General features: G+C 43.5%; 24 protein-coding genes and 1 pseudogene. 11 read left to right on the top strand and 14 right to left on the bottom strand.

The annotated features are described in order from the left end of the window. The first annotated feature begins 38 nt into the window (after window positions 1-38). Entirely contained in the window at window positions 39-623 is a 585-nt protein-coding gene (locus AOT82_RS02540; RefSeq protein WP_071003615.1) for a methylated-DNA--[protein]-cysteine S-methyltransferase, read from the top strand. Between the two features lie 114 nt (window positions 624-737). Here the strand turns inward: AOT82_RS02540 and AOT82_RS02535 are convergent, their stop codons facing one another. Next, window positions 738-1,487, bottom strand: a complete 750-nt coding sequence (locus AOT82_RS02535) for a YebC/PmpR family DNA-binding transcriptional regulator (protein WP_071001671.1) — start codon at window positions 1,485-1,487, stop codon at window positions 738-740. Between the two features lie 318 nt (window positions 1,488-1,805). Here AOT82_RS02535 and AOT82_RS02530 point away from each other — a divergent pair, with 318 nt between their 5' ends. Continuing rightward, a complete protein-coding gene (locus AOT82_RS02530; protein WP_057760421.1) occupies window positions 1,806-2,636 on the top strand; it encodes an ion transporter in 831 nt (276 codons plus the stop codon). A gap of 46 nt (window positions 2,637-2,682) precedes the next feature. On the opposite strand, the gene AOT82_RS02525 is transcribed toward AOT82_RS02530, so the two are convergent. Together AOT82_RS02525 and aroQ are read right to left on the bottom strand one after the other, a co-directional pair. Then, the gene (locus AOT82_RS02525) at window positions 2,683-3,984 is read right to left on the bottom strand and encodes an ABC1 kinase family protein (RefSeq protein ID WP_071001670.1); all 1,302 of its coding nucleotides are present in this window, start codon (window positions 3,982-3,984) and stop codon (window positions 2,683-2,685) included. A gap of 157 nt (window positions 3,985-4,141) precedes the next feature. Next, window positions 4,142-4,678 carry a type II 3-dehydroquinate dehydratase gene (gene aroQ / locus AOT82_RS02520; RefSeq protein ID WP_071001668.1) on the bottom strand — a complete coding sequence of 179 codons (537 nt, stop codon included), beginning with the start codon at window positions 4,676-4,678 and terminating at the stop codon, window positions 4,142-4,144. A gap of 417 nt (window positions 4,679-5,095) precedes the next feature. On the opposite strand from aroQ, the gene AOT82_RS02515 reads away from it, so the two are divergent. Both AOT82_RS02515 and AOT82_RS02510 read left to right on the top strand, forming a co-directional pair. Beyond that, window positions 5,096-5,311 (top strand): cold-shock protein, encoded by a 216-nt coding sequence (locus AOT82_RS02515; RefSeq protein WP_058024053.1) that lies wholly within the window; start codon window positions 5,096-5,098, stop codon window positions 5,309-5,311. A 278-nt stretch (window positions 5,312-5,589) separates the two neighbouring features. After that, complete coding sequence (locus tag AOT82_RS02510) at window positions 5,590-6,744, top strand: DEAD/DEAH box helicase (RefSeq protein ID WP_071001666.1); 1,155 nt, start codon at window positions 5,590-5,592, stop codon at window positions 6,742-6,744. Window positions 6,745-6,857: 113 nt separating this feature from the next. On the opposite strand, the gene AOT82_RS02505 is transcribed toward AOT82_RS02510, so the two are convergent. The 7 genes from AOT82_RS02505 to ilvA all read right to left on the bottom strand — a co-directional run bounded on the left by AOT82_RS02505 (window position 6,858) and on the right by ilvA (window position 13,202). Then, on the bottom strand, window positions 6,858-7,736 hold the full coding sequence (locus AOT82_RS02505; RefSeq protein WP_071001664.1) for a sulfite exporter TauE/SafE family protein: 879 nt from the start codon (window positions 7,734-7,736) through the stop codon (window positions 6,858-6,860). A 99-nt stretch (window positions 7,737-7,835) separates the two neighbouring features. Continuing rightward, the gene (gene ccoS, locus AOT82_RS14030; protein WP_058024050.1) at window positions 7,836-8,111 is read right to left on the bottom strand and encodes a cbb3-type cytochrome oxidase assembly protein CcoS; all 276 of its coding nucleotides are present in this window, start codon (window positions 8,109-8,111) and stop codon (window positions 7,836-7,838) included. 129 nt (window positions 8,112-8,240) lie between these two features. Next, window positions 8,241-9,014, bottom strand: coding sequence for a YdcF family protein (locus AOT82_RS02495; protein ID WP_071001661.1), 774 nt, complete (start codon window positions 9,012-9,014; stop codon window positions 8,241-8,243). Then, window positions 9,004-10,113, bottom strand: coding sequence for a UDP-N-acetylmuramate dehydrogenase (murB, locus tag AOT82_RS02490; RefSeq protein ID WP_071003614.1), 1,110 nt, complete (start codon window positions 10,111-10,113; stop codon window positions 9,004-9,006). The genes AOT82_RS02495 and murB overlap by 11 nt, the downstream gene beginning before the upstream one ends. 237 nt (window positions 10,114-10,350) lie before the next feature. After that, window positions 10,351-10,848 (bottom strand): low molecular weight protein-tyrosine-phosphatase, encoded by a 498-nt coding sequence (locus AOT82_RS02485; protein WP_083328818.1) that lies wholly within the window; start codon window positions 10,846-10,848, stop codon window positions 10,351-10,353. 206 nt (window positions 10,849-11,054) lie between these two features. Next, the gene (locus AOT82_RS02480; protein WP_071001659.1) at window positions 11,055-11,477 is read right to left on the bottom strand and encodes an RNA-binding S4 domain-containing protein; all 423 of its coding nucleotides are present in this window, start codon (window positions 11,475-11,477) and stop codon (window positions 11,055-11,057) included. Window positions 11,478-11,648: 171 nt separating this feature from the next. Next, the gene (ilvA, locus tag AOT82_RS02475; protein ID WP_071001658.1) at window positions 11,649-13,202 is read right to left on the bottom strand and encodes a threonine ammonia-lyase, biosynthetic; all 1,554 of its coding nucleotides are present in this window, start codon (window positions 13,200-13,202) and stop codon (window positions 11,649-11,651) included. A 288-nt stretch (window positions 13,203-13,490) separates the two neighbouring features. On the opposite strand from ilvA, the gene rpiA reads away from it, so the two are divergent. After that, window positions 13,491-14,150 carry a ribose-5-phosphate isomerase RpiA gene (gene rpiA / locus AOT82_RS02470; RefSeq protein ID WP_071001657.1) on the top strand — a complete coding sequence of 220 codons (660 nt, stop codon included), beginning with the start codon at window positions 13,491-13,493 and terminating at the stop codon, window positions 14,148-14,150. A gap of 119 nt (window positions 14,151-14,269) precedes the next feature. Here the strand turns inward: rpiA and argF are convergent, their stop codons facing one another. From argF to dnaB, 3 genes are all read right to left on the bottom strand, one after another. Next, on the bottom strand, window positions 14,270-15,193 hold the full coding sequence (argF, locus tag AOT82_RS02465) for an ornithine carbamoyltransferase (RefSeq protein WP_071001655.1): 924 nt from the start codon (window positions 15,191-15,193) through the stop codon (window positions 14,270-14,272). Window positions 15,194-15,409: 216 nt separating this feature from the next. Next, window positions 15,410-16,516 carry an alanine racemase gene (alr, locus tag AOT82_RS02460; RefSeq protein ID WP_071001654.1) on the bottom strand — a complete coding sequence of 369 codons (1,107 nt, stop codon included), beginning with the start codon at window positions 16,514-16,516 and terminating at the stop codon, window positions 15,410-15,412. A 164-nt stretch (window positions 16,517-16,680) separates the two neighbouring features. Then, window positions 16,681-18,084 (bottom strand): replicative DNA helicase, encoded by a 1,404-nt coding sequence (dnaB, locus tag AOT82_RS02455; RefSeq protein ID WP_071001653.1) that lies wholly within the window; start codon window positions 18,082-18,084, stop codon window positions 16,681-16,683. A gap of 298 nt (window positions 18,085-18,382) precedes the next feature. Here dnaB and pdxA point away from each other — a divergent pair, with 298 nt between their 5' ends. The 6 genes and pseudogenes from pdxA to merA all read left to right on the top strand — a co-directional run. Continuing rightward, a complete protein-coding gene (gene pdxA / locus AOT82_RS02450) occupies window positions 18,383-19,465 on the top strand; it encodes a 4-hydroxythreonine-4-phosphate dehydrogenase PdxA (protein ID WP_071001651.1) in 1,083 nt (360 codons plus the stop codon). Window positions 19,466-19,874: 409 nt separating this feature from the next. Then, complete coding sequence (merR, locus tag AOT82_RS02445) at window positions 19,875-20,267, top strand: Hg(II)-responsive transcriptional regulator (RefSeq protein WP_442965709.1); 393 nt, start codon at window positions 19,875-19,877, stop codon at window positions 20,265-20,267. A 187-nt stretch (window positions 20,268-20,454) separates the two neighbouring features. After that, window positions 20,455-20,802 carry a mercuric transporter MerT family protein gene (locus tag AOT82_RS02440; RefSeq protein ID WP_016899520.1) on the top strand — a complete coding sequence of 116 codons (348 nt, stop codon included), beginning with the start codon at window positions 20,455-20,457 and terminating at the stop codon, window positions 20,800-20,802. Between the two features lie 46 nt (window positions 20,803-20,848). After that, on the top strand, window positions 20,849-21,133 hold the full coding sequence (merP, locus tag AOT82_RS02435; protein WP_008110847.1) for a mercury resistance system periplasmic binding protein MerP: 285 nt from the start codon (window positions 20,849-20,851) through the stop codon (window positions 21,131-21,133). After that, window positions 21,133-21,552, top strand: a complete 420-nt coding sequence (gene merC / locus AOT82_RS02430) for an organomercurial transporter MerC (RefSeq protein WP_008467331.1) — start codon at window positions 21,133-21,135, stop codon at window positions 21,550-21,552. Before merP ends, merC begins: the two co-directional genes overlap by 1 nt. A 68-nt stretch (window positions 21,553-21,620) precedes the next feature. Continuing rightward, a pseudogene (gene merA, locus AOT82_RS02425) lies at window positions 21,621-23,012 on the top strand (mercury(II) reductase); the annotation flags it as partial. Window positions 23,013-23,617: 605 nt separating this feature from the next. Here merA and lspA read toward each other — a convergent pair. Further along, window positions 23,618-24,325: a signal peptidase II gene (lspA, locus tag AOT82_RS02415; RefSeq protein ID WP_071001646.1), complete on the bottom strand. Its 708-nt coding sequence runs from the start codon at window positions 24,323-24,325 to the stop codon at window positions 23,618-23,620. Window positions 24,326-24,408: the final 83 nt, after the last annotated feature.

Genomic DNA, 24,408 nt, shown 5'->3' with positions numbered 1-24,408 from the left:
TGGTAAATCATTTTTAAGATAATATGGAAGTAGACGCTATGATAGTTACCACAGCAGCTTTTGGGTCACATCAATTAACACTGATTGCCCGTGCTAATGCGCATGTCAGCGAGCATAGTCGGCCTACGCTTGTTGAAGCCAACTGGCTGCTGCCCGGTAATACTTGGCACAGCTCAAAATCTGTCCCTAAGCTTAAAAAATATTATGGCCTGACAGATGAAGACTTTACCTTTATAGACAGCAATAGCCTAAGCATGAAAGAGCCTACTCAAGCTTTACTGATAGAAACGATTTTCCAACTCAAAGATTACGCTGCTGGTAAGCGTAAGACACTGGATTTACCTTTGGATTTTTCTATGGGTACTGAGTTTCAACAAAGCGTATGGCGGGCACTACAAGAGATTGGCTATGGCGAAACCATCAGCTATGCCACCCTCGCGCAGCGTGTTAATAGCCCGAAGGGGTTCCGCGCGGTTGCACAGGCTAATGGCAAAAATCCTTTTAGTATCATTGTGCCTTGTCACCGAGTGATTGCGAGCGACGGTAAGCTTGGCGGTTATACAGGTGGATTAGATAAGAAGGAATATCTGCTGGCGCTTGAAGGGGTTAGGTGTAGAACATAAAGATAAATATAACGTTTGAACTATTGAATGAGTGAGCAGAAAAAAGCACCAAACCGACAATTGATTGGTGCTTTTTCTGGGGGTGTTCTTGCCAGTATTTAGTTATTAAGCTGGCTATCCCTCAAGCTGCGCTATGACGTCAGCAGAGAAGTTCACGTTAGTATAAACTTCTTGCACATCATCCGCATCTTCTAACATATCGATCATCTTTAGGATTTTTTCAGCATCTTCCACATTGTCGATTTCAGCCGTGGTAGATGGTGACATGGTGACTTCAGCATTGTCAGAGACAAGACCAGCAGCGTTAAGCGCGTCTTGAACTTGACCGAAAGTTTCCCACTCAGTGATGACAAGCAAGCTTTCACCATCGTTTTCGATATCAACGGCGCCCGCATCTAGTGCAGCTAGCATGACTTCATCTTCTAGGCTCACATCATTAAAGGTGATTTCGCCGCGTTTGGTAAACAGATAAGCCACTGAGCCTGAAGTACCAAGATTGCCATCACATTTGGTAAAGGCGTGACGTACTTCACTGACCGTACGATTGAGGTTATCAGTCATGGTTTCGACCAGTACCGCTACACCGCCGACACCGTAGCCTTCGTAACTGACTTCTTCCATGTTTTCATTATCACCGCCGCCTGTACCACGGTCGACAGCACGGTTGATCGTGTCGCGAGTCATATTGACTGATAGCGCTTTTTCGATAACAGCACGTAAGCGCGGGTTTTTGTCAGGGTCGGGGTCGCCTTGTTTGGCAGCTGAGACGATTTCACGAATAATTTTGGTAAATATTTTACCTTTTACTGCATCCTGACGGGCTTTACGGTGTTTAATATTTGCCCATTTTGAATGGCCTGCCATATAACATCCTTAAGGTTTACGTATTATTTTTTATGTGCAAAAAGGCGATGAATTACAGCCTTCGATGTCTGATCACCTTGTTTTATACTATCATTACTTTGTCTATATCAGGTAATAGCGCTACTTGCACGTTAACGATTTGTATGTTGTTGAGAGTGCTTTTTTGCTACACTGTGGCAAATTATAGATTGTATTCACTGTGATAAGTGAGCAATATTATAAACCAGTTTTAACTATTTTGACCAACTTGCCCTTATCCATCACATTTTAAGTCATGGAACGCTATCAAGCCATTGATTTTATAAAGTTACTGATTCTATGAAGCAACCAACCGCTGAAGCCCTAACACACTTGCGTAACCGTACGCATATTATTATCGAAGGTACAGATACCCGTTTGGGTAAGCTCTTTGATATTGTATTATTGATTGCGATTTTGGCCAGTGTGGCTGTCGTCATGCTTGATAGTGTGTTGTATATGCGCTTGCAATACGGCACGTTGTTTTTTTATGCAGAGTGGTTTTTTACGATTCTATTTACGATAGAGTATGCGCTCAGGCTATTTTCAGCACCCAATCGCTTGCGCTATGCGTTTAGCTTCTTTGGGATAGTGGATTTGTTGTCTGTTTTGCCAAGTTATTTGAGCCTAATGTTTGTGGGTGTGCAGTATCTACTCGTGATACGAGTACTGCGTATCTTACGTGTATTCCGTGTCCTAAAACTTAAAGCCTATATGCAACAGGCAGGTTTTTTGGCCTCTGCACTTAAGACCAGTCAGCAGAAAATCACGGTCTTTTTCTTATCGCTTGTGCTATTGGTAACCATCTTTGGTTCAATTATCTACGTAGTAGAAGGGCCTGAGAACGGGTTTACCAGTATTCCATTGTCTATCTATTGGGCGGTCGTCACGATGACAACGGTGGGTTATGGTGATATGTCGCCCAAGACGCCGTTAGGCCAAGCGATTGCAACCATGGTTATGATTACAGGTTATTCGATTATTGCCGTACCGACAGGTATTTTTACCTCTGAGCTGGCTCGTAATATGCGCCCACAGCTTAATCCTGTCACTTGCCCAAACTGTGGTAAATTCGGTCACGCAGTGGGCGCGGACTTTTGCGATCGCTGCGGGCACGCGCTCCACATTTAATGATAGGTAGTGATAGGTTTTATATCACTACCGATTGCTCTCTTATCTATACCTCAATGTACTCATCAACGAGCGGCGAGAGGTCAGTCTCAACGCCAAGATTGACCAAGTTCCAATATTGTCCGGATATAGTGCGATCTAGCATCATGGTGGTGGCAGAGGGCTGAAACTGACCGAAGTATTTTAATGAAGTGCGCATTTGGGCAATCGCCTCATGGTGTATTTGACTGCTACCAAAATCAAATGGCCCTTCTTGGTATGGGCCGATAGATAGTGGTTTTAGACCAATAGATAGCCATTTTTCATAAAACTCGCCAGGGATGTTTTTGTCATCATCACGGCGAATGTCTAAGGCGACGAGGTCTTGCTCAAGTGCGGTCACATCGCCTTTGATAGCGTGTTTTGCGAAACGACGAAACAATTGAACTTCGCTATCACTATAACTACGGATACCGCCGAAGTCATACGCCACAACACTACCATCCTGCCGAAAAGCAAAGTTGCCTGGATGCGGATCACAATGCATACGGTACAGACTAAATAGTTGTCCTGCGGTAAAATGAAACAAGCGCTTTGCTATTTTTTGCTTAATGGCATTGTCCCATGTTGCAGCGACGGTCAATGTCTCTCCTATCTCCTCAGTCAGTGTCAAAATCCGTCTAGAAGAGTGGCTGCTAATGACTTTTGGGATAATGAGACCTTCATCATCAGCATGAAAGGCACCAAATACACGCAGATTGTGCGCCTCTTTGGTATAGTCCAACTCGTCGTGTAGACTCTGTCGAATCTCATTAAATAACTGCTCTTGCAACTGCTTACTCATATTGAGCACACCTGCAATTTTTAGCGCCATGCGCACCTGTTTGAGGTCGCTATCACAGTTTTCATCGACATCAGGATACTGGACTTTGACCACGACCCTTTGTCCAGAAGGTAGCACAGCTTTATGGACTTGCCCAATAGATGCTGCGGCAAATGGCGTCTCGTCAAACTCACTGAACAGCTCTGCCATCGGTGCTTTAAGCTCACGCTCAACTTGTGCACGTATTTGCGCATAAGGCATGGGCGGTGCATCTTTTTGGAGTTTTTCTAGGGCAGTTGCGACCTCAGGCGGGAACACGTCTTTGTACTGTGAGGCAATTTGTCCGACTTTCATCACCGCACCTTTCATCTCACCCAACGTCTCGGCAATCTGGATACCCACGTCTTGCATCAAGTCTGAGCGAGCTTGTAGGCGCTTTTCTTCGTCACTCGAGAGATGCTTAAACGAGTTTTTAGCGGCTTTGCCGGCGATGCTTGCTGTCATGCCAGCGAGTTTCATAAAGCGCTTTCCGGACGTTTTTGCCATTCATATCACCATATAGTGGATTGTTTTGCTCAGTCATAATTCTATTATTTTCATCAAACAATTACTGTTTAACTAATGTGTGAAAAACAAAATGTGTGAAAAATAAGAAGTTTTACTTTATTAACAAAGCTAGTAATCTATAAAATTAGAAAACACCTTAAGTGCTTGTATTGACTGAATAAATATTGCTTAGCCAGTAGTCTAGTGCCATCTCATACCCTATATGACCCAAACCACAGATGACACCGACTGCGACATCGCTCAAATAGGAATGATGCCTGAAAGGCTCACGTGCATGGACATTGGATAAATGGACCTCTATAAAAGGCTTCTGTGTCGCTAGTAACGCATCGCGTAGGGCAACTGAGGTATGGGTAAAGGCAGCAGGATTGATAATAACGGCATCAGCTTGGGCAGATTTTTCTGCTAATAAACCATAATATTGAATCTTATCTACTAGATCGCCTTCATGGTTTGACTGTACACAAATTAATTCAATGCTGTGCTGAGCGGCTCGTTCGACCAAGCGTTTTTCGATATCTACCAGCGTCATATGGCCATAAATTTCAGGCTCACGCTTACCCAATAAGTTCAGGTTGACGCCATTCACCAATAGCAGTTTGTGATTGAGGGTCTGATCGATGTGTTGGTCAGCAGGATTTTCTGCTGCTGTAGATGGAGAAGAGGACGTCATAGTAATCTCTATCGCTGTTTAAATATGTGAATGATTTATTATAACGAATAAGGTATGCATGACAAATAGGTTGCACACGCTGATCCAGCGTATCCCTTTATAATAGCAGCTTGTAGGCTGGGTTTTAAAAAAATTACAGGAAAAACTCACCCATGCCTTAAAAAGCGTGTTAAAAGTCTTTATGTTGCTAAAAACCCGTGCTATGATATTTTTTATGCAATAAGTATTGCAAGTTTGTTACTGTCATTGATATGAGAGATAGTTTGCAAGATTGGCTTTCTTTTATATAAGCGCTTTAAAGATGACTGTGGCTAGATTAGTACTCTTAAGTTTTTGATTTCATCATCTTAGATCCCGTTTGTATGCAATGTTGCAAAGGAATTTGGGGCTAAGCGAACTTTTTTAGGAAGTAATATTATGTCAGCTCGTGAGCAAGGTATCGTTAAGTGGTTTAATGACTCAAAAGGCTTTGGTTTCATTCAACGTGACAGCGGAGAAGATATTTTTGTCCATTTCCGCGCGATTCAGGGTGATGGCTATCGTTCTTTAAAAGATGGCGAAAAAGTTGAGTTCAGCGTAGTAGAAGGTGAAAAAGGCCTACAAGCTGAAGAAGTCAGAAAGTTAGAAGAGTAATCTATCCAGACATTAAAGCAGTTTAGTTATAATGTCTGTACGAACTACTGATATACTACTGAGTCAAGCCCGTATTGTCTTACCCATGTTGAGTGAACAACAGCATATTTGGTAGGTCAGGTATTGGGCTTGGCTTTTTTTGTACCCGTATGTCTAGCGGTCATCTATAGATATAATGTTGCGACTGCTATTGGTCACGCTTATGTCAGTATAAAATTTTATTGTGAGCTGATTTGTGATTGATAAAATACAAGCAACTAATTTAAAAGGATATTTTTTTGAGTCATTTTACAACGTTTACTGATTTGCCACTTTCAACCGCGACCCTGCGGGCAGTGAATGATTTGGGTTTCACTGATTTAACGCCGATTCAGGCAAAAATACTACCGCATACATTAGCAAATCAAGATGCCATCGGACAGGCACAAACGGGAACCGGTAAGACAGCAACGTTTTTGCTGACTATTATGGAAGCGTTACTTAAGCGTCCTTTTACGCATGACGAAACGCGCTATCTTGGTGAGCCGCGTGCCGTGATTATGGCGCCAACTCGCGAGCTGGCTCAACAGATATTTGATGATTGCATTGCACTGACCAAATATACGTCGCTGCATAGTGTCTGTATCATGGGTGGGACCAATTACGAAACCCAGCAGCATGAGCTTGAGCGCCAATACGTTGATATTTTGGTGGCGACGCCTGGCCGTCTAATTGATCTTGCCAATAAAGGCATGGTGTATTTAGATCGAGTAGAGGTGTTGGTATTGGACGAAGCAGACCGTATGCTGGACATGGGTTTTATCCCTGATATCAAGCGCCTTGTGGGGCGTATGCCCGCCAATACCGACCGTCAAAGCTTACTGTTTTCTGCTACTTTTAACCAAGATGTGATGAATCTGGCGTATCGCTGGTTGCATGAGCCGCAGTTTGTGGAAATCGAGCCAGAACACAAGACCAGCGAATTGGTTGATCAGCACTTTTACTTACTGACAGAAGATCAAAAACTCGAAGCCCTTCAGCGTATTATTAGTGAGGAGGCCGTTGAAAAGGTCATTGTATTCGCCAATCGCAAAGATCAAGTCAAGCGTCTCTATCATAAACTGCGTCAAGCGCATAAGATTGTCATGCTCTCAGGTGATGTGATTCAGCAAAAACGTGAGAAATACTTGCAGCGCTTCAAGGATGGTCACGCGTCTATCTTGGTGGCGACAGATGTTGCAGGGCGCGGTATCCATGTTGATGATATCAGTCATGTCGTTAACTATACCTTGCCCGATCAACCAGATGATTATGTCCACCGTATTGGTCGTACGGGCCGCGCTGGGCAAACAGGCATTAGCATTAGCTTTGTCAGTGAAGATGACGCATTTAATATACCAGCATTAGAGAAGCATTTAGAAACCAAGTTTACGCTTGAGCAGTGGCAGGAATAATTGCTATAAATAGGTATCACTTAACCAATAAACCCCTTAATATCATTTTTGATATTAAGGGGTTTTTGTACGCTTGGTAAAGTCCGCGCAGTACTCGAGTTATGTGTTAGAAATTATTGACCATGATGCATGGAGGTGGCGTCATCACCCATATCATGCATGCTATGATCCATATGATTATCCATGTCTTGCATATCATGATCCATAGCTGGCGTCATATCGTGATTCATCTGATCTATATTATGAGCATCTGTCTCAGACATCATAGCAGAGTGGCTACTATGATCCATCTGTGCGTGTCCACCACCATGCCCGCCATGCATGTTTGCCATGACCATAGGAACGACAGCAACTGCCAAACCTGAGAGTACCATCACCGCGCCATTTAACTGCCTTAAGCGAAAACGACCAATCTTGTCACGTAACAAGCCGACTGTCTCGTGCGTTGCAACTAACATCGGTATGGTTCCTAAGCCGAATACAAACATCAATGCGGCACCGCTTAATGGGTTGTGAGCGACGACAGCAATGAGTAGGGCGCCATAGACCAAGCCGCAAGGTAAGAAGCCCCACAACAATCCAGCAGTCAGTGCGCGCGGAAAAGTATTGAGTGGAAACACTTTTTGACGTAGCGGGCTGAGGTATTGCCAAAAGCGCATACCAAAACGCTCGAGCTTATTCAAAAAAGGTGCGCCAAGCATGGTCACACCCACAAAGACCAACACTGCGCCCAGTAAAATACGTGGCAAGCTATTGCCTTTCATGAGTGGCTCTAACACCGTCGTACCGATAAATCCTGCCAGCAGACCTAACAGTGCATAACTGCTCAGACGGCCAAGATGATAGGTGGCCACCAGCGCGCGGCGTTTAGTAGGACTGACATCTTTCATAGACAGACCAAATGCCGTCACAAGACCGCCACACATACCCAAACAATGCGGCGAGCCAAAAAACCCCATCAGTAATGCCGCAGCAAGTAAAGCCATGGTCATGGATGCATCTCCTAAAAGTCATAAAGGCCGTATCTATAGACACGATTATTATCTAACGAAAGCTCATCATTACACGATGAAAAGAGAGAAGAATAAAGGTTAGATTTTTGTGTTTTTCTCTACATCAGTACGAACGAGCGCATCTTTATCAACGTTATCATCTGACGGCTCGGTATCAGCAGAAGGCTGAGACTGCACCGCGCGCTCATGAGCCTGCATGGTTTGCCTGCGCTCTTGACGATCATCCAATATGATACGCTGTGATGCATTGTCCAAATCTTCGAACTGGTTTGATTTTACCGCATAACGCACCGCCCAGATGGCAACCACAAATAGCATGAGACTTAATGGGATTAATAAAAATATACTGAGCATGGTAACTCTCTTCAATAGCAGTGTCTTTTATTATTATACACCCATCGCAAATGCAGTGGATGATCTGTAGCGATTAGAATGAGGCGTAGCATCATATGACGATATTAGCTGCGCGTTTAGTATAAAAACCTATTCATCAGATGCTTTTTTGGCACTGCCTCGCGGTGTTAGGAGCTGCTGTGAAGTCACATCATCGGCGTGACGACAGTTCATTTGCGGACGTATCACATCCCGTAGATAGGCGGCGATTTCATAAACAGCCCGCCGTGAATGACTTAGGTTTTGCGCAGGTTTCATCCAGTCGCGTCTCACTGGCAATGGTGCGCTAAGCGGTGTGCTATTAATACCATTCAAGGCAAACTGTCTGCGCGCACGTGCCATATGATAACTATCAGTAATAAGGTAAACGTGATGAAGCGGAATACGCTTGGCTGTAAAACGGGCGTTTTCGCACGTATTCATACTGGCATTTTCGCTTATCAGCCCATCGATACCATGCTCAATGAGCCATTGACCTAGCCAAGGGGCTTCAGCGCCGCTTAGTACAATAGGTAAGGGAAGATCGTGATAGGCCCCAGCCGCGGTACGGACACGATTCAGGCTATAGCGATTGAGGATGATTTGATTGTTATTATCATTAGTTAGACCACCGCCTAATACCACGTAAGCAGTCGGCGGAGAGCTCATAGCAGCAGAAGGCATTTTTGGTAAAGGAAGAAGCGCAAATATATAGACAACGGCTTGTGAAAATAGCGGTGTGAACAAACTGATTAGGACTAAAATAACAGACGTCGAGCCTAATACAAAGGTAATATTGATGATACGGAATAGCTTCACCATTCGTTCGGCTGAACGCAAATAGTTTCGCCATAAGCGTTTAGACCATGATTGTTTAGACCACATGCTCAGGATATCCAATTGAGCCATCAGCATTCACCCAAACTGGCTCACGTGATAGCTGAATTGCAAATTTCTCATAGACGATGTTGGCGATATAGCGCTGTGCTGTTTCCACATCTTCTTGAGTTGCTTGATAAGGAGTATGATTGGTCAGTACCAGCGCCTGATGTTTATGAGTCATGATAGGTGCGATGCCGCCCCCTTTTAATCCTGCTTGCTCGATGAGCCAACCTGCGGCAACTTTTACCATCGCGTCAGGCATCGGATAACCAACGATAGCTGGATAAGTTGTTTGCAGCGCCGTAAATTGATCTTGACCAATAATAGGATTTTGAAAAAAACTGCCACAGTTAGGTAGCTGTTTTGGGTCTGGTAGCTTTTGTTGTCTAATATCTATAATGGCTTGCATAACGTCATGAGGATTGGCTTGCTCGCGCTCTTGTTGTTCCGCATAGCGCTGCGCCACAGTCTGTACATCTCCATAGCTGGCTAAAATATGGGTGGGATCTGTATGCAGTCTAAAAGCCACGCGGCTGATCAGCCATGTATTTGGCGTGCGTTTAAAGATACTATCACGATAGTCAAATTGACAGTCGGCCGCTGATAAATGGTGCCAAGTTTGTGTCGGTAAATGATAGGCGCGTACATATTGTAAGCAGTCTTCTAATTGCACACCGTACGCACCAATATTTTGTACTGGCGCTGCACCAGTTAGGCCAGGTATGAGCGCAAGGTTTTCTAACCCATACCAGCCTTGATTGACTGTATGTACGACTAGATCATGCCAGTTTTCGCCCGCCATTACTTCGATATCAACATAATCGTCGGTTTGTGCAGTCAAATGAATACCGCGCATTTTGGGTTGCAATACCACTGCATTTAACGCTGCTGGTAATAAAACATTGCTACCGCCAGATAAGACAAATAATGACAGCTGATGCTCTACATCCTCTGCATAGGTTGCCATAAAGTCATCAAGCTGTGCCTCATTGGTCAACGTCACTACAGAGTCAGCGACACACGACAGTGCCATCGTATTGCTATGTGCCAAATCGACTGAATTACTGACTAACAGAGTCGCTGATGAGTCATTTATAGTCATGGTCTGAGCGTCGAGATCAAGGCGTGCAGCTTGGGTCATAACATAGCCTATGGGGCAAAAGGATAATAAATAATAAGGTAGCTATAGTTGATTCAATTTAAAAGAGATACAAGGCAGTTGAGTACAGACGTAACTGTGTTACTTCAAGCACGGTTAACGCTGCAGCTCTTTTATAGAGGATTAACCATATTATAGAGGATACCGGATGCAAGAGTAGCAGAAATATAGAATTTATAGCTAGCAAGCCTTCCAGCTTTCGATCCAAGCTTGGGCGCTTGATTCGATGCGCTCGATCACCTCTTCGAAATCATCGTTATCGCCTTTATATGGATCTGGCACATCACTGCCGCAATAGGTAGGGTCTTCTTCACTAAATAGGGCCAGCTTTGCCAAGTCCTCTTCTGACTCTGCCATGTCGTCTTTAATGGCTTGTAGGTCAGCCAAATTCTGTGAATCCATGGCTAAGATCAAATCAAAATCACGGAAGTCATCGGCGCTGACTTGGCGTGCAACCAATTTATTAATTTTGTAGCCATGTGATTTCGCATGGCGCTGCGAACGTGGGTCAGGTTTGTCGCCGACATGTGAATCACTGGTACCTGCTGAGTCTATCTTTATTGAGAGTCCAGCAATCGCCGCTTGCTGACGGAAAACTTCCTCAGCGGTAGGGGAGCGGCAGATGTTTCCTAAACAAACCAATAATACAGACGAGGGAGTACAGGCTTTCATCAGCATAATATGACCTTCTATAACAAAAAAACATGCTATAAGAAACCAGCACTGTTAATGCGGCTTTTATTAGCATGCAATCGATTGAACCAACGACTAGCGTAACGCTTAATCGCTTGAATGGCAAGGACAGAGACTAGACAATAGCGTCACTTAATACTGGGTTTATGACAATGCTATAGGTAACTGGGTGATGCGAGGGTAATGCTGTATCAATCTTGATTGCTTTTGAAGCGCTGTAAGTCACGGCGCTCTTTTTTGTTGGGCTTATTATCAGGACGAGCAAGGTTGGCCAGTTTGCGCTGTTCAGCATAATAAGCACGCCGCGTTTCGCTCTCTTTGGTCTCTGAGTATAGCACCTCAGCGGCGGTCGCATTGCCCCGCTGTGCAGATAGCGCCTCAACAATGACAGTCTTTTCAGTCATGGCGGTCGCTGAGCCTTGACGAATGGTTAGCTCATCGCCGACTGAAATCTCTTTACTGGTCTTGACGCGGCTGCCACCATAATGCACACGTCCGCTTTCAATGGCTTGCTTGGCAAGGGTGCGTGTGCGGTAAAACCGAGCGGCCCATAACCATTTATCGAGACGAATTTTGACCAAACCTTGGGTGTTATCATCAGTATTTTTTTTCATAAAGCTCACTCTGTATTTGTTTTTATATCAAATAATATGAGGGCATATTTGGTATTTACAAATAAGGTTTTGTGTTCGTCGCCGTCTGTAGCAGATTATAGAAAGTAAAAAGCGACCCATCATATGACAAGTCGCTTTTATAATAAGGTCTAAATATATCCCGTTAAGTCATTATTTCAAAAATAACTGATAGCCAATATTGTCATTGACCGTCGTGCAGTCATAGCCGATGTCTAGTAAGGCGTCTTGTAGCTGACGAGAGTTGCTTTCTGAGGCTTGTAGACCAACCAGTACACGGCCTTCAGCGGCACCATGGTTGCGGTAATGGAATAAAGTGATATTAAAGTCATCGCCCAATTTTTCTAAGAAAGTCAGCAGGGCGCCCGGACGCTCTGGGAATATCACTTGTAGTAACTGCTCGTTTTCGACCTTAGCGTGACCACCAATCAAATGACGGATATGTGACTTGGCGATATCATCGTCAGTCAGATCGTGAGCGGTATAGCCATCATTTGCCAATTGAGTACTAATAGTTTGACGCTCTTTTTCACCTTCTTTTAATGCAATACCGACAAAGATTGAGGCAGGCTCCATTGAGTCTGGTGACTTTTTGCTATCGGCACGGTAGTTAAACTCAGTAATATTACGACCGTGCAGACTGCGGCAGAAGTTCAAGAAAGCGCCAGTTTGTTCTGGTATAGTAACCCCAAAGATAGCTTCTTTTTTCTCGCCAATCTCAGTGCGCTCAGCAATATAACGCAGACGGTCAAAATTCATATTAGCGCCGCAAATGATGGCCGCGCAGTTTTTGCCTTGAATATTGTTCGCTGTGATATATTTTTTCATACCAGCAACTGCCAACGCACCTGCAGGCTCTACGATACTGCGGCTCTCCTCAAACACATCTTTGACTGCTGCGCAGACTTCATCGTTGCTACAGGTGACGACGTTAGGCTCCACGATAGGGCCTGAATTGTCACTTTTCTGAGTACGCACGACGTCAAAAGGCAGTTCACCAATTTGCGCGACTGCCACGCCATCGACGAACAGTCCGACTTGCTCAAGTTTGACACGTTCACCCGTTTCAAGTGCGGCTTTTAGGCAAGCTGATTGTTCCGCTTCTACCGCGATCACTTTGACATGCGGTGCCACTTCTCCCAAAAATGCGGCGACACCTGAGATGAGACCGCCACCACCAACGGCAACAAACACATAATCCATGTTACGCCACTGTTGGGTCAACTCAAGCGCGATGGTTCCTTGCCCAGCAATCACCAATTCATCATCATAAGGCGGTATAAAGGTCAGGCCCTCGCGCTCAGCACGATCTATTGCATAGCGGTTTGCTTGATCAAAACTATCGCCATGCAGATCGACATTGCCACCAAGCGCTCTGACGGCTTCTACCTTAATATCAGGCGTAGTCGTTGGCATAACGATGATGTTGTTTAGTGACAGTTTGCGCGCAGAGTAAGCCACGCCTTGAGCATGGTTGCCTGCTGAGGCGCAGATAACGCCGCGCGCTTTTTGCTCATCGCTTAGCTGACTGATACGGTTGTAGGCACCTCGTAACTTAAAAGATTTGACAGGTTGTAAGTCTTCACGTTTAAAACGAATGTCATTGGCAAAACGTTGGGTCAGCTTGGGCGCCGTTTCAAGTGGTGTTTGAATCGCAACGTCATAGACGGTGGCTTGTAGTATGGCTCGTACCCAGTGTGACAGCATAGTAATCCCTAAACAGAATGAATATAAAAATGAAATAGATTAGCCTATGCTGATTTTGAGTATCTTGCAAGACTCAATTGCAGTTTTCTTGGGATTTTATGCCTGAATGAATATAAAGTGAAAGCGTGTGGTGAAGAACGTTGTGAGATAAGTATTATATGACTACCGAATTAGAATTGTGATTGCGCTAACATCGATCAATATCATCGGTTATAATAGCCACGCATTTTATTTGTTTTAGCCTTTTACTTTTTTTAAGACCATACGTTTATTTTCCAAGGATTTATGATGAGTGATCAGCAAGCACAAAAGCAAGCCGCCGCCCGCGCTGCCCTAAGCTATATCGAAGATGATATGATACTTGGGGTGGGGACGGGTAGTACGGTCAACTGTTTGATTGAGTTGTTGCCACAATTGAAGCTTGCTGGTGCGGTTGCCAGCTCACAGGTGACTGAAGACAAACTGCGTGCGCTTGGTATCGAAATTGTTGATCTAAACTTTGCTGGTACGCTTGATGTTTATATCGATGGTGCTGATGAGGTCAATGAGCACTTGCAACTTATCAAAGGCGGCGGCGGTGCATTGACTCGCGAAAAGATCGTCGCGGCTGCTTCCAAAAAGTTTGTGTGTATGGTTGATGAGAGCAAAAGCGTTGAGATCTTAGGTCGCGCGTTTCCAGTGCCGATTGAAGTCCTGCCGCAAGCGCGCTCTTATGTCGCGCGTCAATTAGCAAAATTGGGCGGTGAGCCTGTCTATCGTGAAGACTTTGTCACTGATTACGGCAACGTTATTCTAGATACTTATGACTTGGATGTGAGTAATCCAATCGCGCTTGAAAAAGAGCTGAATAATATCGTGGGTGTGGTCTGTAATGGTATCTTTGCGGCAAACCAAGCGGATGTGCTATTAAAAGCCAGTGCAGATGGCGTAACAACGCTTACGCGCTAATACAGTCTCAAGAATACAGTCTCAAGCCATTTTTACAGATAAAAAGCCGTCCAAATCTGAACGGCTTTTTTATTTATGAACGGACTAATAACTTATCTTACTGTTTTTTACACGGTAAGTTAGGCAGGTAGTTTGATTTTGTCTTTTAGCAAAAACTCCATCAAGGCTTTTTGCGCATGTAGACGATTTTCGGCTTCATCCCACACAACAGAGCGCGGATCATTTAGCATATCATGAGAGATCTCCTCACCACGATGGGCGGGCAGACAGTGCATAAACACCACTTCAGGGTCGGCTTTGTCTAGTAGAGACGGCGTCACTTGATAAGGGGCAAAACGACGTGCGCGCGTATTTTGCTCGGACTCTTGACCCATACTTGCCCATACATCGGTGACAATCAAATTAGAATCTTTGGCTGCGTCTTGTACGTTTTCGACCAAGCTCACGCAATGTGAGAAGCGTTCCATAAGTTTCGGATCAGGCTCGAACCCATAAGGCGCTGCCACGCGTAATTCAAAACCAAACTGATTGGCGGCTTGCATAAATGACGAGCACATATTGTTGCCGTCACCGACCCACGTGACGATCTTATTTTCGATGCTACCGCGATGCTCATAATAAGTCTGCATATCAGCAAGCAATTGACAAGGATGGTATTCATCGGTCAACGCATTGATAATAGGGACGCTTGAGTATTCAGCAAAGGTCTCGACTTTTTCGTGCCCAAAGGTACGAATCATAATGATATCAACCATGCTGGAGATCACGCGTGCTGAGTCTTCTAATGGCTCACCGCGACCGAGCTGCGTATCGTTGGGTGATAAAAATATAGCATTACCACCAAATTGACCCATGCCGGTCTCAAATGAGATACGGGTACGCGTTGAAGATTTTTCAAATATCATGCCAAGCGTACGACCAACGAAAGGCTGATATATCTCGCCTGCGTGTTGCATCTTACGCAATTCGCTTGCGCGTTTGATTAAGTTTTCTAGTTCTTGTTTGGTTAAATCAGATAAGGTTAAAAAATGGCGCAAACTCATAGTAATCCTAGCAGTCGATCGCAGTCAGTGAAACGTCATCAGTCTTCAATATCATCGCGTCAGTGCGTATACTGGGTTGACAACAAACTTTTAGTATAGCGTATTTACTTTCAATGTAAACGTGCAATTTTATCAAGATCGAATGGCTTGCTAAATAGACCGAAATCGCATTAGCAAGCCATAGTACTCGTATGCTAATGCCTGTGCCGTTAATGATTATGCCTGTGTACGGTTTGGACGTATGCTGAGGCGACATAACAGCTCATAGCTAATCGTTCCAGCATGACCTGCCACTTCATCGACACGCGGCGCATCGCCCCAGAGCATGACTTTGCTATCCAAAGCAAGGCTTTCAGGCGTTTTGCTGACATCAATGACGATCATATCCATTGCCACACGCCCAATCACAGGACAACGGTAGCTTTGATTGTCGTTAGTATCGATGACGGTGACATAAGCGTCGTCACTTATTACACGCGGGTAGCCGTCTCCGTAACCCACACTCACGAGAGCGGTTCTGGTGTCTTGCTGCGCACGCCAGCGGCTACCATAGCCGATCGCATCATTGGCACTGACCGTTTGTAATGCCATAATTTGAGCACTAAATTCCATCGCGGGCTGCAAGTCTAACTCTTGTGCGCTTTTATCGACGACAGGCGAGCTACCGTATAAGATGATGCCTGGGCGTACCCAATCATAATGGTACTCTGGGAAGTTGACGATGCCAGCAGAGTTGCATAATGAGCCTTTGATATCTAGGCTAATGGTATCTTTCAAAGTCGCAAGTACGCTTGAGAAGCGCTCAATCTGCATGGCATTTAATGGATGGTCATGATCATCAGCATTGGCAAAATGGGTGGCTAGGATCAGCTGATAACCTGCTTCATGCAAACGCTTGGCTGCTGATAGCACACCCTCAGCATTGAAACCCAAACGGTTCATACCTGTATTATATTTTAGCCAAACCACATTAGTTGCACTACCAGCTGGCGGGAAGTTTTGTAGTGCCCATTCTAACTGTGGTCCGTGGTGAATCACGCAGCTAATATCATGATCAATGGCTTGTTGCCACTCATCAGCGCTAAATGCCCCTTCTACTAGACCAATGGTTTTCTCCCAACCTAATTGTCTGGCTTCTAATGCTTCGGTTAAAGTCGCAACCCCAATACCATCTGCTTGCTGCAGGGCTGGTAATACCGCCGCCACGCCATGCCCATACGCATTGGATTTGACCATCGCTAAGACTTTTGCTTGCGGTGCGCGTTGTTTTACTTGATTGAGATTATGAGTAATGGCTTTTGGTTTTATGGTAATGGTGCGCATAATCGCCTTCTTTATGAGTAGAATTATGAAGTGATAAAGCCAGTACAGCATCAATGGAGTTGATACTATACTGGCTATGTGGTTAAAGCTACTTACTAACTTGTGAGTAAGCCAAAATCGGTATGGGCTTACATTTTACTAAGACTTAAATGTTATAACGCTGATTACTCATCATTCTCAAAACTGACGCCTTGATAGTATTCTGGCGTTAGATTAATGAAGCGGGTGAATTGACCTTCAAAACCCAAGCGTACGGTACCAATAGGGCCGTTACGCTGCTTGCCGATAATAATTTCCGCCACACCTTTGTGGTCTGAGTTTTCATTATAAACCTCATCACGATAGATGAACATAATCAAATCGGCATCCTGCTCAATTGCACCAGACTCACGTAGATCCGACATAATTGGGCGTTTATTTGGACGGTTTTCTAGACTACGATTAAGCTGTGACAACGCAATCACGGGACATTCAAGCTCACGTGCGAGCGCCTTTAGACTGCGCGAAATCTCAGAAATCTCGCCAACACGGTTGCCATCTAGGCTCGGCACTTTCATCAGCTGAAGATAATCGACCACGATAGCACCCAAGCGCCCATCATGGTTTTTGGCAATACGTCGACAGCGTGAGCGCATCTCGGATGGCGGCAAGGCGGTACTGTCATCAATATATAAATGCTTAGACTGTAGATGCTGAATGGCGTTCATCATCTTTGCCCACTCATCTTCATTCATTTGCCCAGAACGTAGATGCGTCTGGTTAATCGCGCCCCATGAAGACAGCAAACGCATGACAATAGACTCTGCCGGCATCTCCATCGAAAACACCACAACAGGCAAATCTTCATTAAATAAAATCCCTTCTGCCAAGTTCATTGCAAAAGTGGTTTTACCCATAGAAGGACGAGCGGCGACGATAATCAAGTCGCCTGATTGTAGCCCTTGCGTTTTATTATTCAGCTCGACAAATGGCGTTTGTAAACCAATCATGCCATCGGGGTTGGATTTTAACTCTTGAATCTGATCGATAACATTGGTTAAGACCGAAGTAATACCGACAGGGCCACGCTGTTCCGCGCGTTTGTTATGCTGCTCATTGATACTAAATATCTTACCTTCGACATTGTCCAAGATATCACTAACGCTTTGGTCTTTCGGATTGTAGGCCAGCGCTAGCATATCATTACCCGTGGTAATGAGCTGACGCAGCGTTGAGAGCTCACGTACGCGCTGAGCGTAAGCGGTCAGGTTAAACAAGGTCGCCGGACTTTGGCTCAAAATATCAGCTAAGTAGCTGTCCCCACCTGCACCTTTGAGTAACTTTTGCGCCTCTAACCAGTCGTGTACCATGACCGTATCATAAGGCTCATTAACGGCTGCAAGGTGAGCAATCGCATCAAAAATATATTGATGTCGCCCCGCATAAAAGTCATCTTTGGTGACGATATCGGCAATCTTGTCGTACGCCTCTTCGATACTCATCAAAGACGCGAGCAATGCCTTTTCAATATCGATATTGTGCGGCGGTGTCTGATTGAGTAAGTCGTCGGTTTTGTCGTTTTCTGCCATGAGTGCCTAATGAGTCAAAATGGGTATAAAAAAAGATGTCGATGGTAGCGCAAAACAGATATGGTACATCTCTACGGTAGATGTACCAAAACGTGGTTTTAGATTTGCCTGCAAATGCTACAATCAGAAGCGAAAGTTTAACACATAATGTGATTTTTTAGGCTGGGTAAGCAACTAAATCTACAGTGATTGTTATGCATAAAATAAGAGACCGCATCCATTGTCTAAACGTAACAACTGAAAATATTGACGATAAATATAATAAAATCAAAAATTTAAATAAAATAAGGCTATTGCTATGACAGAACAAAAACGACCATTATTAATCACGACAGGTGAACCTGCGGGCATTGGAATGGATGTCGTATTGAATCTGGCGGCAGAGGGCAAGCTGCAAGATTTTGACCGTCCCATTTGGGTAACCGCTGATGCGAGCACGATGCAAGTCCGTGCAGAGGAGTTGGTTTCAGCTGGCGTGTTGACAGAAGTGCCTATTTGGCAAACCATTGACAACGAGGCTGGTGACTTTGATATGGACGCGGCCGAGCAGATAGCACAGCAGGATATAGATGCTGATAGTGCTTTTATTTTGCTTAACGTCCCTTGTGCAGGACCAGTTACTGGCGGACAAATCAATATTGCCAACTCAGCGATGGTGGCTCAGCAATTAGACATTGCTCATCAGTTAGCAGTAAATGGAACAGTTGCCGCTATCGTCACAGGTCCTTTACAAAAATCAGCGCTGATAGATGCTGGTATCAAGCTATTGGATGGCACTATGTTTAGCGGTCACACCGAGTTTTTTATGCAGCAAAGTGGCTGTGAGAAAGTGGTGATGATGCTTGCCAATCAAGCGATGAAAGTCGCGCTTGTCACTACCCATTTGCCATTAAAAGACATACCTGCTGCCATCACCGCGGATAATGTACGTCAAACAGTACAAATCGTTGTCAATGACATGAGAGAAAAGTTTGGCCTCACGCAGCCTCGTATTTTGGTGTGCGGTCTCAATCCACATGCAGGCGAGGGCGGGCATTTGGGTATGGAGGAGATTGAGATTATCAATCCAGTCTTACGAGAGTTCACCGATGCAGGCGTCAATATTTCAGAGGCGATGCCAGCCGATACGCTGTTTACCCCCAGACACTTAGCAAACTGCGATGCAGTCATCGCCATGTATCACGATCAAGGGTTGCCCGTACTCAAATCACACGGCTTTGGTGATACGGTAAATCTCACCTTAGGACTGCCTTATATTCGCACCTCTGTCGATCATGGTACGGCGCTAGACTTGGCGGGACGCGGCGGCGCAAGTGCGACGAGTTTATACCAAGCATTGAAGATGGCTAATGAAATGGCGGATAAGTCGCTTACTAATTGATATATTTGTTATGGCTCATCGCCGTATAGGTATTGTTCACGTCGTACTTGATTATTTTAGTGTGAATAATACCTATTTATAAATAATCAAAGACGACTTAATATAAGTGGTTCCATTATACCAGTCTGTTTTAAGCGGTCTGTTAATTAGTTATAAGGTCTGTTTGGGTGGTTCCAGTGGGGTATACTCATGTAGAACTGCATGTAATAACACTAATTTGGACTTTGATAATGAAAAAGGATAAACCATACATTGTTGTGGTTTAATATTGTTGTAACAACGGTAACTTTACTTATTTAATAGAAGAAAAAACAAAATCAATTAGCGATGTTTAAACTGGTATTCATTGATGGTCACTTTAATTAGATATAAAGTAAGTAAACAAAAAGTCAGTAAGGTAATTGATAACGTGTCTAAACGAACCATAAGTATGTTGGCTAAAGAACTGAGTGTAAATGTCGAAACAATTCGCTTTTATGAACGCAAAGGCTTAATTAAACAACCACCAAAGCCTATGCAGGGCTATAGACATTACCCGAAAGAAACGGTAAATAGAATACATTTTATCAAGCGTTCTCAAGAATTAGGTTTTACGCTAAATGAGATTGAAGGGTTACTTGCGTTAAACGATAGTCCATGTAGTAAAGTACAAGAATTAGCTAATAAAAAACTGATCGCAGTACAAAAAAAGCTGGCTGACTTGTTGTTGTTAGAACACGCTTTGGAAGAACATTTAGGACAATGCCAAAATAATGATGACGATAGCCACTGCCCAATAATTGATTCGTTGCAACCGAAGTAAATGATTCACTTAACTACCATTTCCCACTAAAACAGCATATCCAATTTTACTTCTGCGCCTTAATTCAAGTTAGCTTATTCCCCGTATCTGTCGTAGCAGATTATCAAAGATAAATTTTTTATAAATCACCCTTGACTCCGTACTTAGGTACATGCAATACACTTGCATTATCTAATGAGGTATCTATATGAATCAAAAAGAATCAAACCTTCCAATGATAGGAGGCATCATAGCAGCATTAGGCGCAGGCGTATGCTGTGTAGGTCCTTTGCTCCTGTTATTACTTGGGGTAAGTGGCTCATGGATTGGTAATTTAACTGCATTTGAACCCTATAGGCCATTATTTATCGCATTTGTAGTGTTGTTGTTTGGTTACTCAGGTTGGAAAATTTACCGTCCTGTAGAAGAGTGTGAGCCGGGAACGGCCTGTGCAATTCCTAAGAAACAGCAACAACGAAAAGTCATTTTCTGGCTGAGCGCTATAGTTGCGACAATTTTAGTGACCAGTAATTATTGGATACTTTTGTTTGCTTAATATACAGATCAAGAAATTTATAACATTTTAAAATTTGGAGCTAATTATGAAAAAATTATTATTAACCGCACTGCTTTCACTTTCTAGTTTTGGTGCTTTTGCTGAAGTAAAAACAGTTACACTGGAAGTGCCAACGATGAACTGTGCGACATGTCCAATCACAGTTAAAAAGTCATTAGAAAATGTTGATGGCGTTGAAAATGCGAAAGTTACCTACAAGCCTAAGCTAGCTGTTGTTTCTTTTGATGACACTAAAACCAACATCAATGCATTAATTGCAGCGACTACCAACGCTGGCTACCCTTCAAATTTAAAAAGTGAAAATAAGTAATATTTAGCCCCTTAGAACTAGTTACGCGTATCGGAGATAAAGCAGGCTCTATAGGTGCACTTGTTTCGGCAATGGGATGCGCCATGTGTTTTCCCGCGATAGCTAGTCTTGGTGCGGCAATTGGGATGGGATTTCTTAGTCAGTGGGAAGGGGTATTTATCAATACGTTGTTACCACTGTTTGCAGTATTAGCGCTGGCAATGAATATCTTAGGCTGGTTTAGCCATCGTCAATGGCACCGTAGTTTTATCGGTTCAATTGGCCCCATTTTGGTTTTACTCTCTTTATACCCTTGGTTCCAGTACGGGTGGAGTTCATACGTTACTTATACGGGGCTAGGACTAATGGTTGCTGTATCAATTTGGGACATGGTTTCTCCTGCGAATAAACGCTGTGATGATGAAACTTGTACCGCTTAACTTTTTAAGAGGAATAAAATATGTCAACGAATAGTTGTTGCTCGCCAAATGACATCCAGCCAGAACAATTACATGTAGCCATTATTGGTAGTGGTTCAGGGGCCTTTGCCAGTGCGATTAAAGCAGCAGAAGGCGGAGCAAGAGTTACTATCATTGAAGGAGCCGATGTAATCGGAGGTTGCTGTGTAAATGTCGGCTGTGTTCCTTCAAAAATATTGATCCGTGCTGCGCAATTAGCGCATCAGCAACGTACTAACCCGTTTGATGGTTTAGAAAATATTCAGCCACAACTTAGCCGCTCCTTATTAGCACATCAGCAAAACGCTCGCGTCGAAGAACTACGCGATGCTAAATATCAACGTATTTTAGAGAGTAATCCCGCGCTATCTTTACTTAAAGGTTATGCACGTTTTAAAAATCAAAATACCTTGCTAGTTCACAAGTCTGATGGTAGTGAAGAAGAGCTGGTTGCAGATCGCATTTTAATTGCAACAGGCTCTACACCAAGCATTCCGCCAATTAAGGGTTTAGTTGATACACCTTATTGGACATCAACAGAAGCCTTATTTGCAGAAGAGTTACCGAGTAGTCTAGTTGTCATCGGCTCCTCCGTTGTTGCTCTGGAAATTGCGCAAGCTTATGCCCGTTTAGGTAGCCGTGTGACAATTCTAGCCAGACATACCCTTTTATATGCTGAAGATCCGTTATTAGGTGAAAAACTGGCAGAGTGCTTTGAAAAAGAAGGTATTAGGGTACTTAATAATACGCAAGCAAGTCATGTTTCTTATGATAGCAATGGTTTTTCATTGGAAACTAACGAAGGAACATTAATCGCTGAAAAATTGCTTATCTCTACGGGTCGCCATGCAAATACTGGAAAGCTTGGTTTAGAAAATGTTGGTGTTGAAACAGATAAAAGTGGTGCCATTGTTGTTAATAGTATGATGGAAACATCAACAGCTAACATTTATGCCGCTGGAGATTGCTCCAATATGCCACAATTTGTTTATGTTGCTGCTGCTGCCGGAAGTAGGGCTGGAATTAATATGACAGGTGGAAATGCGCAACTCGACTTATCTACCATGCCTGCTGTTATATTCACCGACCCACAAGTTGCTACGGTAGGTCTAACCGAAGTACAAGCTTCAGCGGTAGGAATAAATACGATAAGTCGTGTACTTGATATGGAAAACGTACCAAGAGCTTTAGCAAATTTTGAAACGGATGGTTTTATCAAGTTGGTAGCTGAAGAATCCACGGGAAAACTGATAGGCGCACAAATTTTAGCCCATGAAGGCGGAGAACTGATTCAAAGTGCGGCTCTTGCTATTCATAATAAAATGACAGTCGAAGAATTGGCAGGTCAACTATTTCCGTATTTGACGATGGTTGAAGGATTGAAGTTATGCGCTCAAACCTTTAGCAAAGACGTTAAAGAGCTATCTTGCTGCGCAGGGTAATCATTTAACGGTAATGTACTTACAGAAATGTTAATGGAGTGCCATTAATAGCTGTTATTTCAAATAATTTTCTAGCGGTTTTTTCTCAAAATCTTCAGGATACATAGTAATAAAATTCTTCATTTCATTTCTGAATGTGTCTGTATCCCGCTTACCCTCGCCTGACAAACGATGGTAATTATTATAGTCCGCTTCAAATTTCTTTGAGCGCACGATAGGAGGCTGCGCAAAATTCATCCCAGTAGTGCTATGACATTTTTAGAGTGTATCGACTATATAAGGGTAAGACTTTTTAACGCTGTCTCTTGTTTTTTTTCTAAGGCTGTGAATTTTTTCAATAGTTGGCTGAGTCTGTGACACTGTATTTTCCTTTTGTTATTATCAATAAAGAATTTATGGATTATTCAATTTCTCTATAATAATGGCTCTACGCAGAGCTTTTAAGTATTGAGTTTTAAGACCTAAAATGAGTGAGTACCTATACCAGTCATACATTACCTTCCAGTTCACATTTTATAAACATACTCAAGTATAAAAAGTATTTTTCCGTATAGAGTGACTATGACGCTAGTTCTTTTTATTTGTACTGATCAATATTCACTTGTTTATTCATTACGCTTACTTTCCAAAAATATCATATCAATTATAATCAACGCTACACCGACACAGACACCTATATCTGCAACATTGAAAAGAGGATAATTCCAGACATCAGCATAATGCACATGGATAAAGTCAACCACTTTACCAATTCTTAAACGATCGATTAAGTTGCCAATCGCACCACCAAGCATTAAGGCCAACCCCATAGATAATAGCTTGGCTGCACGTGGCGCTTTGATTAAATAAACCGTTAAAAAGATAGCCATTACAAAAGCTAAGCCTGAGAAAAACCATTTCTGCCAACCGCCAGCGTTGGCTAAAAAGCTAAATGCTGCCCCATAGTTATAAGCGAGTGTCCAGTTGAGAAATGGTTCAATGACCGGTACGGGGTCATTGAACGCTAATGTGGTTTGGGCCAACCACTTAGTCCATTGATCAAGTATTAATACCATTATCGCCAACAAATACCAGATAAAAGCGCGACTGCCATTGGCAACCATTTTTGGCATTTTGTCCAACTTATCTTTAGGTGTTATTGAGTTGCCTGAAGTCACGTACATAGCTTTAGGCGTATGATTCATGGTTTTAGAGTCAATCGATTGATGAGTACTACTCACAGCTATAGGTACTTTATTGTCAGCAATATTAGTACTAGCCGATTCAACGCTATTCAATTTAGTACTATCTAATCTGTCGGTAGATTCAGTCATAGTTGTTTTCTTTATCTGTGTTTATACAATGAACAATGTTAAACGTATATGTTTTTGGTATACGACTATTAATCGCGCCACTT

The sequence above is a fragment of the Psychrobacter sp. AntiMn-1 genome (genome assembly GCF_001854065.1).
GTDB lineage: Bacteria > Pseudomonadota > Gammaproteobacteria > Pseudomonadales > Moraxellaceae > Psychrobacter > Psychrobacter pacificensis.
Note: the sequence above shows the minus strand (reverse complement) of the source record. Positions and strands in the feature narration are given on the sequence as shown.